Below are 12,728 nucleotides of genomic sequence, written 5' to 3'. Positions count from 1 at the left end.
CTCCTAGGCGAGCGGGCACGCCAGGCCGGCGGGCGGGCACGCCAGGCCGGCGGGCGGGGTGAGCGGTTGGAAGACCTCCGAGCCGTGGCACACCACGCGGTGCACCGCGTACGGCCCGACCGAGGGCAGCCGCACTTCGGCGGGCTGGCGGCCGAACAGGGCCTCGGCGGTCTCCAGCAGGCCGGCCGGGGTGACGGGGGCGGTCCGGGGCTCGCCTGCGCCCACGGTCCGCCGCCGCACGAAGTCCAGGTGCCGCGGGCCGGCGGCGGCCGCGGCGAGCCCTCTGTCGCGGTCCCGGTCGCCCGACCGCGCGGAGCCTCCGTCCCGGGCGTCCGGGTACGCGGAGCCTCCGTCCAGGGCGCCCGGCCGCGCCGGGTCCCCGTCACGGGCATGGCCGCCCGGCCGCGTGGAGCCGCGCGGGGCGGAGAGGGCGAGACGGTTGCCCACCGCCTCGTAGACCGCGTGCCGTACGGCGTCGGCGGTGTCCCCCCGGGCGGCGGCGCCGCAGGTCAGCGCGGTGCCGTCGGAGCGGTGCAGGAAGGCCGTCACGACGTCGGGCGACAGCCCCGCCACGCGGAGCGTGCGGAGGGTGACGCCGCCGTCCCGCAGCGCGCCGGTCAGGCCCGGCGGCAGCACGGCGTCGTGCAGGTGGTCCAGCTCCTCGAACCGGATGTCCCCGGTCCGCCAGCCGCGCTCCAGCACGTGCCGCTCGATCACCTCCAGCAGCGCGGCCGTGCGCGCCCGCTCCGGGTCGGCGCCGGCGGCGGTGCCGGCCGACGTCTGCACGCACCAGCGGATCTCCGGCGGCGGAGGGTCCCAGCCGAGGAAGACGGCCTGGGCGGGCACGGCGACCTCCGTACCGTCGCGCATGCCGTGGCCGACCACCCAGGACGTCGGCGGGGAGCCGGCGGCGGCGTGCGCGGCCGGTGCGATCCGGGGCCGGTCGCCGGGGCAGGCCAGGACCGGCAGCGCGCCGGCGGCCGACAGGTGGCTCACGTGCTGGGCGTACTCCCCCGCCGCGCGGCGGGCGGCCCGGCCGGGGTCGGCGTCGCAGGCGCCGCCGCTGACGCCGGCGTCGTCGGCCGTCCAGGCCACGTGCAGGATCCCGCCGACCAGCGGGCGCACGGTGGGCCGCGGCGCGGCGTCGCCCTGGTCCATGGTCTCCCTTTCCCTCAAGCCGGCACACCCGGGGGTCCGGGCGCGGGGGCGTCAACATGGCGACCCGCCCCGCAGCGCCCTCGGATCACGCGCCGCCCGGTCGCGGGGCGGCTACGCTCTCGTCGCGCGGCACGTCAGTACGACTTGTTGCCGAGCACGTCGAACTCCTGCGCCTCTTCGTCGACCTGACCGAGGTCCCAGCTGATCTCCATACCGTTCACCTCCTTCCTCACCTCTCACTTCTTGTCGATCGTGATTCACGGGGTCGGCCGGGTGCACCTTCCGGTGTGCTGGAGCCCGCCAGGGCCGGGCGCGGACGGCCGGGGAAATGTCGGGGCGATCTTCTAAGCTGGGCCCATGGCACGAGCAAACGACGCCGTCGCGGCAGCCCTGGAGGAGTACGCCGAGCTGTTCGCGATGACCGGCGGCGACGCCTTCCGGGTGCGCAGCTACCAGAAGGCGGCCAAGGCGATCGCCGGTTTCCCCGAGGACATCGCGGCCACGGCCGTGCGCTCGGTGCCGGGGGTGGGCGAGGCGATCGCCAAGAAGGTCGAGGAGTTCCTCACCAGGGGCAGCTTCCGCCAGCTCGACGACCTGCGCGGGAAGGTCCCGGAGGGTGTCAGGCGGCTCACCCGCGTCCCCTCGCTGGGGCCGAAGAAGGCGGTCTTCCTCTTCCAGGAGCTGGGCATCGACTCCCCCGAGGCCCTCGCCGAGGCGATCGGGCAGGGGCGGCTGCGGGGCGTCAAGGGCTTCGGCCCCAAGACGGAGGCCAACCTGCTGCACGGCCTGGAGCAGCTGGAGCAGGCCGGCGCCCGGGTGGACATCGGCACCGCCATGGACCTCGCCGAGCAGATCATCGCCTCGCTCGACGCCGAGCGGATCGCCTACGCCGGGTCGCTGCGCCGGATGAAGGAGACCATCGGCGACATCGACATCCTGGCGGTCGGCCCGGAGAGCCTGATGGACGACTTCCGGGGCATGCCGTACGTCGCGGAGGTCATCGCCTCCGGCGAGAAGAAGACCTCGGTCCGCACGACGCAGGGTGTGCAGGTGGACCTGCGGCTGGTCCCGGCCGCCTCGTGGGGCGCGGCCATGCAGTACTTCACCGGCTCCAAGGAGCACAACGTGCACCTGCGGGAGCTGGTGGTGAAGCGGGGCTGGAAGCTGTCGGAGTACGGCCTGTTCGACGGCGACCGGGTGATCGCCGCCGAGCGCGAGGAGGACGTCTACGAGGCGCTCGGCATGCCGTGGATCCCGCCGACGCTGCGCGAGGACGGCGGGGAGATCGACGCGGCGCTCGCCGGGGAGCTGCCGGACCTGGTCACGGTCGCCGACCTGCGGGGCGACCTGCACACCCACACCGACCTGACCGACGGCATCGCCTCCCTCGAGGAGATGGTGGCGGCCGCCGCCGCGCGCGGATACTCCTACTACGCCGTCACCGACCACGCCCCGGACCTGGCGATGCAGCGGATGACCCTGGAGCGGGCGCTGGAGCAGCGCGAGCGGCTGCGCCGCCTGCAGGCGGACTATCCGGACATGCGGCTGCTGCACGGCACCGAGCTGAACATCGGCCCCGACGGGTCGGTGGACTGGCCGGAGGAGGTGCTGGCCGGCTTCGACGTGTGCGTGGCCAGCGTGCACTCCCACTTCACCCAGTCACGCGAGGAGATGACGCGGCGGTTCGTCGCGGCCTGCGAGAACCCGCAGGTCCACATCATCGGCCACCCCACCACCCGCCGGATCGGCCGGCGCCCGCCGGTGGACGCCGACTGGGACGAGGTGTTCCGCGCCGCCGCGCGCACCGGCACCGCGCTGGAGATCGACTCCGCCGCCGAACGCTCCGACCTGCCATCCGACCTCGTACGGCGGGCGCGGCATCATGGGGTGAGGTTCTCCATCGACAGCGACGCCCACTCCGTGCCGGGGCTCGCGGGCCAGCGGTTCGGGGTCGGCGTGGCGCAGCGGGGCTGGCTGAACGCCGACGACGTGATCAACACCTGGCCGCTGGAGCGGCTGCTGGACTTCCTGGGCCGCTGACGGCCGCCCGCCGAGGATGACATGGCTCCCGGGGATGGCACGGTTCCCGGGGATGGCACGTTCCCAGATGGGCATGGTTCCCGGGGAGGACCCGGCCGCCGGGAGCCACACCGGGAGTGACACCGGGAGTGACACGGTGGCGGGAGGTGACACGCCCGTCACGCCCCCTGCACAATTACACGGTTATCTGGTAGGGAATAACTGTAACCGGGGAAGGGGAGCAGCATGCCGTACACGGCCGAGAGCGGGACGGGACAGCGCCACGGAACCCATGGGGACGGCGTACCCGGGATTGTCAAGCCGCTGCCGCCGGAACTGTTCGTCGCGCACGACACCAACGCCGAGACGCGCTGGGAGGCGATGGGCGGCGTCGGCTACCACGTGCCCGCCGAACGCTTCTTCGTGCGCAACCACACCTCCACCCCGATCATCGACGCCGCCACCTGGCGGCTGCGGCTGCACGGCTCCGGCCTGCGCGCGCCCCGCGACTTCGGCTACGCCGAGCTGCTGTCGCTGCCGGCGGTGACGCGGGACGTGATGATCGAATGCGCGGGCAACGGCCGCAGCCTGTTCGCCTCCCAGCAGGGCCAGGAGGTCACCGGCACCCCCTGGCGGCTCGGCGCCGCCGGCGTGGCCCGCTGGCGCGGGGTTCCGCTTTCCACGGTGCTCCGGCTGGCCGGCGTCACCCCCGACGCGGTCGACGTCATGCCGCGCGGCCTCGACCCGCACTACTTCGAGGGAGGCGTCGACTTCGGCAGGGTGCGCAGGCCGATCCCGGTGGCCAAGGCGCTCGACGACGTGATCCTCGCCTACGAGATGAACGGCCGCCCGCTGCCGCCCGACCACGGCTACCCGGTGCGACTGGTCGTGCCGTCCTGGATCGGCCTGGCGTCGATCAAGTGGGTGGGCGACATCGAGGTCTCCGCCTCACCCCTGAGCTCGCCGTGGACCACAGAGTTCTACCGGATGTTCGGCGCCGCCTACCCGCCGCGGGGCGGCGAGCCGCTGAGCACGCAGAACATCAGGAGCGCCTTCGAGCTGGCGTGGGGGGCCAGGCTCGCCGCCGGGCACCCGCACGTGCTGCGCGGCCGCTCATGGTCGGGCGGCGGCCGGATCACCGGGGTGCGGGTGAGCCTGGACGGCGGCGCCACCTGGCGCCCGGCCCAGCTGCACGGCTCGCACCTCGCCCCCGCCTGGGCCCGCTGGCACGTCACCTGGTGCCCCCGCGCCACGGGACCGTACGAGCTGATGGCCAGGGCCACCGACGAGACGGGGGCCGTCCAGCCGGACCGCACCCCGCACAACCGTTTCGGATACCTGTTCGACGCGGTCGTCCGTCATCCGGTGACCGTGGTGAACGCCTGAGCGATGAAAGTCCTTAGCCGTGAACGGCCGGACCGCGAACATCTGAGCGAGAAACGCCGGTGATTTCCACTCCGCAGCGATCACATGGAATTCCCGTACGCAGTTCTTACTCCTTCAAAAGGTCACGGGACATTTCCCTTGGAGCGCGGAGGTATTAGCTGATCAGGCAAGACAAGCCGCCGGAATCCATGGTCGGTCCGCCGGATCCCATCCGGAAAGGACGCCTGGCGTCGCACAGGGGAAACGAGGGGGAAACGAACCGGGGCGATGATGGCCGCACCTGTTCTTTCACCAGCCGTTTTCCGCCGGGAGGGCCGACCGATGCGACAGCTGTCCGCGCTGGACGCGCAGTTCCTGCACGCCGAGTCGGCGACCACCGCGGCTCACCTCGCCGGGGTCGCGATCCTGGACGCCGCCCGCTCCCCCGGCGGCGCCGTGACCCGCGACGACGTCGTCAGGCTGCTGCGCGAGCGGCTGCACCTGGTCCCGGCGCTGCGGCTGCGGCTGGCCGAGGTGCCGTTCGGCCTCGACCGGCCGTACTGGACGGAGGCCGCCGGCCTCGACGTCGCCGACCACGTCCACGAGGTCGTGCTGCCGCTGCCCGGCGACGAGTCCCAGCTCGCCGACGAGATCACCCGCATCCACGAGCGCCGTCTCGACCGGTCGCGCCCGCTGTGGGAGATGCACCTCATCCAGGGGCTGAGCGGCGGCCGGGCCGCCCTGTACACCAAGGTCCACCACTGCGCGGTCGACGGGATGTCGGGCGTGGAGATCCTGGCCTGCCTGCTGGACCTCACGTCCGAGATCCGCCCGGTCCCCGCGCCCGAGCCCCCGGGCCCGCCGCCGCCCGCCCCCGACCCGGGGGAGATGCTGGCCGTGGCCGTGGCCAGGTCGGTCTCCCACCCCGCCAGGGCGCTGCGCTCCCTGGGCCGGCTGGCGGCCGACCTCGACGCGATCCCGCTGCTCGGGGCGCTGCCCGCGGCCCGGGCGGTGGCCGCCGCGGCCCGTTTGATCATCGGCGGCGAGGCCGAGCTGCCGGAGATGCCGCCCCTGGTCGCCCCGCCCACCCCGTTCAACGGCCCGATCAGCGCCCGGCGGCGCTTCTCCTACGGCGCGCTGCCCCTCTCCGAGGTCAAGCGGGTCGCCCGGACCTTCGGGCTCAGCGTCAACGACGTGGTCATGACGCTGTGCGCCTCGGCGCTGCGCTCCTGGCTGCGCGAGCGCGACGTGCTGCCCGCCGAACCGCTGGTCGCCGCGGTCCCGGTCGCGGTCCGTACGGCGGGCGCCCGCGGCGGAGCCCGAGCGGGGGCCGGGGTCGGCAACCGGCTCTCGGCCATGATCGCCCCGCTGGCGACCGACGTCGCCTGCCCCCTGGAGCGGCTGCGGGTCACCGGGGAGGCGATGCGCCGGGCCAAGCGGCGCTTCGCGGCCGCGCCCGCCACCTGGCTGGACGAGCTGTCGGCGGTGCTGCCCGCCCCGGTCACGGCCGTGGCGACCCCGGCGGTCTTCCGGCTGGCCTCGATCGTGCTGCCGCCGATCAACCTGATCGTCTCCAACGTGCCGGGGCCGCAGTTCCCGCTGTACCTGTGCGGCGCCCGGGTCCTGGGCTACTACCCGATGTCGGTGCTGACCGACATGACCGGCGGGGTCAACATCACCTGCTTCTCCTACGACGGCTCGCTCGGCTTCGGCGTGCTGGCCTGCCCGGACCGGGTGGCGGACGTCTGGCGGCTCATGGGCCACCTGCAGGAGGCGATGGACGAGCTGGTCGAGCTGGCCGGAACGGCGGACACCCACCCGGCCCCGCCCACCGAGCCGGCCGCGGTCACGGACCCGCCGGTGGCGGTCGCTGATCCGGTGGCGGTCCCGGACACGGCCACGGCACCGATCCCGGTCACGGTGGCGGTGCCGACGTCGGCCTGAAGCGGGGTTCAGCCCAGGGCGTGGGCGATCAGCTCGGCGACCGCGTCGGGGTCGATGGCGTGCCCGGTGAGCTGGCAGAGGTTCTCCTGGTAGAGGAGCACCGCGGCGAAGGTGACGGCGGCGACCTCCAGCCGGGCGGCGTCGCCCCGCGGGGTCGGCAGCGCCAGCCCCAGGGCGAACCGGGCCCGCCGGATGATCTCTCCGTTCAGGCGGCCCAGCCGCTCGCGGACCGAGCCGTGCGTGTCGGCCTCGCGGAACAGGATGCGGCGCATCGCCGGGGAGGCGCGCAGCGGCAGCCGCCGGGCCAGCTTCGACAGCGTCCCGGCCGCGTCACCGGGGACGGCCTCCACCTCGGGGGCCTCCTCCACGAGCGTGCGTTCGTCGACCAGCGTGACCAGCACGTCGATCTTCCTGGGGAAGTAGTGGAAGACCAGGCCCTTGGGCACGTCGGCGACCCGGGCGATCTCCGCCGTCGAGGTCGCCTCGTAGCCGCCCCCGGCGAACAGCGTCTCGGCGGCGTCGAGAATGCGGGTGCGCGCACCGGGATCGGCACCGTCACGCTCGCGCCCGGACCGCGCACCGGGATCGGCGCCGCCACCCTCGCGCCCGGACCGCGCACCGGGATCGGCGCCGCCACCCTCGCGCCCGGACCCGCCCCGCCGCTGCCTGAAGCCGTTCACACGCCGACCATAACCGCGGGTCCGGCCGGATTTCCATGCCGCCGGAGGGAGATCACCGTACGGCGTGCCGCCCGGCTCCGCCGTACGCGGGAACGCACCGGCCGGCGCGCGGGGGGCCGCGGTGCGGCGGGCGCCGCCGTACGGCCGGCCGCGCGGCACACCGGCCCGGGCCCGGCGGGGCCCCCGAGGCGCGCGGGCAGGAGGCAAATACAGTTGCCACATGAGCTTTTCCGAACTCAACCTCTTCCCGCTCTGCCTGGGCGGCAACGTCTTCGGCTGGACCGCCGGCCGCGAGGACTCCTTCGCCGTTCTGGACGCCTACGCCGAGGCCGGCGGTAACTTCGTCGACACCGCCGACGTGTACTCCGCGTGGGCCCCCGGGCATGCCGGCGGGGAGTCGGAGACCATCATCGGCGAGTGGCTCGACGCCCGCGGCAACCGCGACCGGATCGTGCTGGCCACCAAGGTCGGCATGCTGGGCAGCCGTCCCGGCCTGTCGGCGAAGAACGTCCGCCTGGCCGTCGAGGACTCCCTGCGCAGGCTGCGGACCGATTACATCGACCTGTACTGGGCGCACATCGACGACGCCGACACCCCGCTGGAGGAGACGCTCGGCGTGTTCGGTGAGCTGATCGGCGAGGGCAAGATCCGCAACATCGGCGCCTCCAACTACGGCCCCGAGCGGCTGGCCGAGGCCCTGGACGTCTCCGAGCGCGAGGGCCTGCCCCGCTACGGGGTGCTGCAGCAGCACTACAACCTGGTGGAGCGCGACTACGAAGGGGCGCTGCGCGACGTGGTGGCGGCCCGGGGGCTGACCAGCACGCCGTACCTCGGTCTGGCCCGCGGCTTCCTGACCGGCAAGTACCGGCCCGGGGTCGAGGTGGACAGCCCCCGCGCCGGCGCCGCCGCCCGCTACCTGGAGGAGGAACGGGGCCGCCGGGTGCTCGCCGCGCTGGACGAGGTGGCCGCCGCCCACGACGCCGTCCCGGCCACCGTCGCGCTCGCCTGGCTGGCCGCCCAGCCCACGGTGGCCGCGCCCATCGCCAGCGCCCGCAACGTCGAGCAGCTCAGGCCGCTGCTGGCCGTCGCCGAGCTGGAGCTGACCGACGACGACCTGAAGCTGCTGGACGAGGCGTCCCGCTGACATGCGAGAGGTCCCGAGGCGTCCTCTCCGGACGTCTCGGGACCTCCGCCGGTGCCGCGGGACCCGCCGGGCCCCGCGGCGCGGTCAGTGCTGGGCGGCCTTCTCCGCGCCGACGCCGGTGAGCGAGCGGACCTCGATCTCGGCGTACTTGGTGGCGTTGTGCTCCTTGCTGAGCACGGTTCCGAGGTAGCCGAACAGGAAGCCCAGCGGGATCGAGACCAGGCCGGGGTTGCTCAGCGGGAACCAGGAGAAGTCCGCGCCCGGGATCAGCGAGGTCTCCGCGCCCGACACGACCGGCGAGAAGACCACCAGCAGCAGCGCCGAGGCCAGGCCGCCGTAGATGGCCCAGACGGCGCCGGAGGTGTTGAACCGGCGCCAGAACAGGCTGTAGAGGATCGCCGGCAGGTTGCCCGAGGCGGCGACCGCGAAGGCCAGCGCCACCAGGAACGCCACGTTCTGCTTCTGGGCGAGGATGCCCAGGCCGATGGCGACGGCGCCGATGACGAAGGCGGAGATCCGGGCGACCGCGATCTCCTCCCGGTCGGTGGTCTGGCCGCGCTTGAAGACGTGGGCGTACAGGTCGTGGGCGAAGCTGGAGGAGGAGGCCAGGGTCAGCCCGGCGACGACCGCCAGGATCGTGGCGAAGGCGACCGCGGCGATCACCGCCAGCAGGATCGTGCCGCCCACCTCGCCGAAGACGGCCCGGCCGATCGCCTCGGCGAGCATCGGCGCGGCGGTGTTTCCGGCCTTGTCCTGCGCGGCGATGGCCTTGCCGCCGACCAGCGCCGCCGCGCCGAAGCCCAGCACGAGGGTCAGCAGGTAGAACACGCCGATGATGCCGATGCCCCACAGCACCGACTTGCGGGCCTCCTTGGCGGTGGGGACGGTGTAGAAGCGGATCAGGATGTGCGGCAGGCCCGCGGTGCCCAGCACCAGCGCCAGGCCCAGGCTGATCAGGTCGAGCTTGCCGGCCAGGCCCTGCGCCTCGGTGGCGTACTTGCCGCCTCCGGCGAGGAACGTCTCGGGCTTGCCGCTCTGCGCGGCGGCGTCGCCGAGCAGCCCGGAGAGGTTGAACCCGTACTTGCCGAGCACCAGCAGGGTGATCAGGGTCGCGCCGCCCATGAGCAGCACGGCCTTGACGATCTGCACCCAGGTGGTGCCCTTCATGCCGCCGACGACCACGTAGACGATCATCAGCAGGCCCACGGCGACGATGGTGAGCGCCTTGCCCGCCGGGGAGGTGACGCCGAGCAGCAGGCCGACCAGGGCTCCCGCGCCGACCATCTGGGCCAGCAGGTAGAAGATCGACACCACGATGGTGGAGACGCCCGCCGCGGTGCGCACCGGGCGCGGGCTCATCCGGAAGGCCAGCACGTCGGCCATGGTGAACTTGCCGGAGTTGCGCATCAGCTCGGCGACCAGCAGCAGCGCGACCAGCCAGGCGACCAGGAAGCCGATCGAGTACAGGAAGCCGTCGTAGCCCGACAGCGCGATGGTCCCGGCGATGCCCAGGAAGCTCGCGGCCGACATGTAGTCGCCGCCGATCGCCAGGCCGTTCTGCGCGCCGCTGAAGGACCGGCCGCCGGCGTAGAAGCCCGCGGCGTCCTTGGTGCTGCGGCTGGCCCGGAAGGTGATGCCCAGGGTGATCGCGACGAAGAGCAGGAACAGGATCGTGGACAGCGTCTGGTGGCTCATTCGGTCCCGCCCCTCACGTCGGTCCTGCCCTCCGCCTCGTGGCGGATCTCGTCGGCAAGCGGGTCGAGCTTCCTGGCGGCGTGCCGGGAGTAGGCCCAGGCGATGAGGAACGTCGAGACGAACTGCAGCAGGCCGAAGATCAACGCTACGTTGATGTTGCCGAGGACCTTCGTGCCCATGAAACCGCGGGCCCAGGCCGACAGCGCGACGTACAGCAGGTACCACACCAGGAACACCACGGTCATCGGGAACACCCACGCGCGGAAGCGCCGCCTCAGCTCCTGGAACCGCTCGTCATTCTGGATCTCTTCATATAGCGATGAATCATGTTGTCTGGTGGTCACCGGACCTCCCACGCATGTGATCTGGGTCACCGACAACGTAGGAGGAGGGGTTCTCCGGCGAGGAGACCCGGCGGCGGACTCGTCGCCCAGCCGCCGCCGGACGGCGTTCAACCGGCCCCGGCCCGCGGTGAACGGCCCGATCCCTGCGCCGAACGGTCCGCCGCGCCCCGCCCGGCCCGGCCACCGGCCCCGGACGGCGGGACCCGGTCAGGCGGCGGTCGGGTGCCCGGCCGGGGACCTCATGGACCGGGCCCGCAGGGCGTGCGCCCCGGCCAGGCACACCGTCACCCCCACCACGCCCAGCAGGACGCGGTGGTCGAAGAGCGACACCAGCACCGCCCCCGCCGCCAGGGACGCCAGCTGGACGACGCCGGCGACCGCGTCGAAGGCGGCCGAGACCCTCCCGACCAGGTGACCGGGGCTGCGCCGCTGCGTCAGCGTCGCCTCGGCCACCCCCGCCAGCGTCAGCCCGGCGCCCCCCGTCGCCATCGCGGCGAGCACGACCGCCCCGGCGGGCACCGCCCACAGCAGCACGGCCACGCCGTACAGGGCGATGCCGGCGCCGATCGCGAACAGCTCGCCGCAGCGGGCGATCACCGCCGCCGCGCCCAGACCGCCGATGATCGCGCCGACGCCCATGGCGGTGGAGGTGACCGCGGTGAACTCCGGCGGCCGGCCCAGGCCGTGTTCGATGACCGCGAAGATCAGCGACTCGGTGGCGCCCGCGACCGCGAACATCATGCAGAACGCCGTCACGGTACGGCGCAGCAGCGGATCACCGGCCAGGTGCCGGGCGCCGGCCAGGAACTCGTCCCGTGGCCGGCCCCGCGGCGCGGCCGGCGCCGGCGGCGGCGCGGGCAGCAGCGCGAAGGCCGCGGCCGCCACCATGAAGGTGGCCACGTCGAACAGCACCACCGCGCCGATGCCCCAGGTCGCGTAGACGGCCATGCCGAACAGCGGCCCGACCAGGCGCAGTCCCTGCCGGGCGGTCTGCAGCGCGCCGTTGGCCCCGGCGAGCGACTCCGCCGGCAGGATGGCCTTCAGCAGCCCGCCGAGCGCCCCGGACGTCGCGGCGTACGACAGCCCCATGGCGGCCGCGACCGGGTAGACCAGCCAGAAGGTGTCGCGCCCGGTCACCGCGGCGAGCGGGGTGATCGCCACGGCCGCCAGCAGGCAGGTCGCGACCAGGAACCTCCGGCGGTCCACCCGGTCGATCACATAGCCGATCAGCGGCGACAGGCACAGCGGAACGGTGAAGAAGAACAGGGTCAGCCCGGCGGCGCCGTCGGAGCCGGTGAGCTTCTTGGCCCGCTGGTAAGAATCGCGGCACACGGCCCAAACGAGCGGGTCGCCGCGCCCCGATGCCCGGGCCTGCAGGAGCGGGCCCGAGCGCCGCCAGGCCTACCGGCCGCCCCCGGCCGCGGCGTCGACCGCGGGCCCGGGTCAGCCCATGCCTTCGTCCATGCCGTCGTCAAACGCTTGTTGAAGCTGATCCGGATCAACGTGGATGTAATTGAGGATCTCGTTGTACAGGGCGCCATAGTCGAGGGACCACATGGGGGGTTCCCCTCCGCGGAATTTCCCGTCCGGCTCGTCGTCCGAGTTCTCGTTGCGGTACAGGTCCGCCCAATAACTCTTACCACCGGACTCGTCGACATCGAAGCCCCACACGCTGCGCTTCTCCCAGCCCGCCAGCAGAAACTTGTACGTCGCACCGCTCAAAGTCGTCTCTCCTCGCCTGGCATGTTTTCGCCATGGTCATGGTTGTGCGGTTGGTTCCACCGCACCTGCAAAAACTTTCCCAAGATCCCGCTTTACTACTCCTTACTACTACAGCGAGTGCCGGATCGGCTGCACCAGATGGCCCTCCGCTCGGATCTCTGACCAGGCGCAAAGTAGCTGTGAGTGACCTGGAGTTCCTAGGCGGCTTGACATAAAAGCACTTAGCGAGCAACGCGACCTGCGAAAACGCCTGAACCAGCCTTATCGCGCCGCAGGGTGCCTGACTCATCCCCGAACGCCCGGACCGAAACCCGCCCTCTGCGGGTGACACCGTCGCGCACCGTGACCTGCGGTGACGCCGCTCGTTTGGGCCGTGTGCCGCGATTCTTACCAGCGGGCCATGACGGACGACGCCTCCGTCAGACCGGTCTCACGCTCCCGCTGGGCGCGTGCCACCGGCCGTCAGCGGGCGCCGGTGAGCACGCCGGGCGCGAACCGCACGGAGAAGAACTCATCGAGAAGGAGCGTCTCGGCGGGGCTGAAGGAGAAGGAGGCCTCAAGCTGGAAGCCGTCCTCCCCGGTGAGGCACCGGCCGTTGGAGTTGCTGTTGCCCATCGCACGCTCCCCACCTCGAAACGGACCCTTTTCCGATCATTC

Annotated in this window: 11 protein-coding genes; 4 read left to right on the top strand and 7 right to left on the bottom strand. The window is 72.9% G+C overall.

What is annotated here, in order from left to right:
• Positions 1-3: 3 nt before the first annotated feature.
• Complete coding sequence (locus HDA43_RS29540) at positions 4-1,158, bottom strand: YcaO-like family protein (protein WP_179827472.1); 1,155 nt, start codon at positions 1,156-1,158, stop codon at positions 4-6.
• A gap of 357 nt (positions 1,159-1,515) precedes the next feature.
• Here HDA43_RS29540 and polX point away from each other — a divergent pair, with 357 nt between their 5' ends.
• The 3 genes from polX to HDA43_RS29525 all read left to right on the top strand — a co-directional run bounded on the left by polX (position 1,516) and on the right by HDA43_RS29525 (position 6,486).
• On the top strand, positions 1,516-3,198 hold the full coding sequence (gene polX / locus HDA43_RS29535; RefSeq protein ID WP_179827470.1) for a DNA polymerase/3'-5' exonuclease PolX: 1,683 nt from the start codon (positions 1,516-1,518) through the stop codon (positions 3,196-3,198).
• A 225-nt stretch (positions 3,199-3,423) separates the two neighbouring features.
• Positions 3,424-4,563, top strand: a complete 1,140-nt coding sequence (locus tag HDA43_RS29530; protein WP_179827468.1) for a sulfite oxidase — start codon at positions 3,424-3,426, stop codon at positions 4,561-4,563.
• Positions 4,564-4,884: 321 nt separating this feature from the next.
• Complete coding sequence (locus tag HDA43_RS29525; protein ID WP_179827466.1) at positions 4,885-6,486, top strand: wax ester/triacylglycerol synthase family O-acyltransferase; 1,602 nt, start codon at positions 4,885-4,887, stop codon at positions 6,484-6,486.
• An 8-nt stretch (positions 6,487-6,494) separates the two neighbouring features.
• Here the strand turns inward: HDA43_RS29525 and HDA43_RS35540 are convergent, their stop codons facing one another.
• Complete coding sequence (locus HDA43_RS35540; protein ID WP_312873604.1) at positions 6,495-7,166, bottom strand: TetR/AcrR family transcriptional regulator; 672 nt, start codon at positions 7,164-7,166, stop codon at positions 6,495-6,497.
• A 220-nt stretch (positions 7,167-7,386) separates the two neighbouring features.
• Here HDA43_RS35540 and HDA43_RS29515 point away from each other — a divergent pair, with 220 nt between their 5' ends.
• Positions 7,387-8,310, top strand: coding sequence for an aldo/keto reductase (locus HDA43_RS29515; protein ID WP_179827464.1), 924 nt, complete (start codon positions 7,387-7,389; stop codon positions 8,308-8,310).
• An 84-nt stretch (positions 8,311-8,394) separates the two neighbouring features.
• On the opposite strand, the gene HDA43_RS29510 is transcribed toward HDA43_RS29515, so the two are convergent.
• The 5 genes from HDA43_RS29510 to HDA43_RS29490 form a co-directional block, all read right to left on the bottom strand.
• Positions 8,395-10,005, bottom strand: coding sequence for a monocarboxylic acid transporter (locus HDA43_RS29510; protein ID WP_179827463.1), 1,611 nt, complete (start codon positions 10,003-10,005; stop codon positions 8,395-8,397).
• Positions 10,002-10,349 carry a DUF485 domain-containing protein gene (locus tag HDA43_RS29505; RefSeq protein WP_179827461.1) on the bottom strand — a complete coding sequence of 116 codons (348 nt, stop codon included), beginning with the start codon at positions 10,347-10,349 and terminating at the stop codon, positions 10,002-10,004. The genes HDA43_RS29510 and HDA43_RS29505 overlap by 4 nt, the downstream gene beginning before the upstream one ends.
• A gap of 207 nt (positions 10,350-10,556) precedes the next feature.
• Positions 10,557-11,681, bottom strand: coding sequence for an MFS transporter (locus HDA43_RS29500; protein ID WP_179827459.1), 1,125 nt, complete (start codon positions 11,679-11,681; stop codon positions 10,557-10,559).
• A 111-nt stretch (positions 11,682-11,792) separates the two neighbouring features.
• The gene (locus tag HDA43_RS29495) at positions 11,793-12,071 is read right to left on the bottom strand and encodes a hypothetical protein (RefSeq protein ID WP_179827458.1); all 279 of its coding nucleotides are present in this window, start codon (positions 12,069-12,071) and stop codon (positions 11,793-11,795) included.
• A 462-nt stretch (positions 12,072-12,533) separates the two neighbouring features.
• A complete protein-coding gene (locus tag HDA43_RS29490) occupies positions 12,534-12,686 on the bottom strand; it encodes a hypothetical protein (protein WP_179827456.1) in 153 nt (50 codons plus the stop codon).
• Positions 12,687-12,728: the final 42 nt, after the last annotated feature.

The sequence above is a fragment of the Streptosporangium sandarakinum genome, from assembly GCF_013409935.1.
GTDB lineage: Bacteria > Actinomycetota > Actinomycetes > Streptosporangiales > Streptosporangiaceae > Streptosporangium > Streptosporangium nondiastaticum.
Note: the sequence above shows the minus strand (reverse complement) of the source record. Positions and strands in the feature narration are given on the sequence as shown.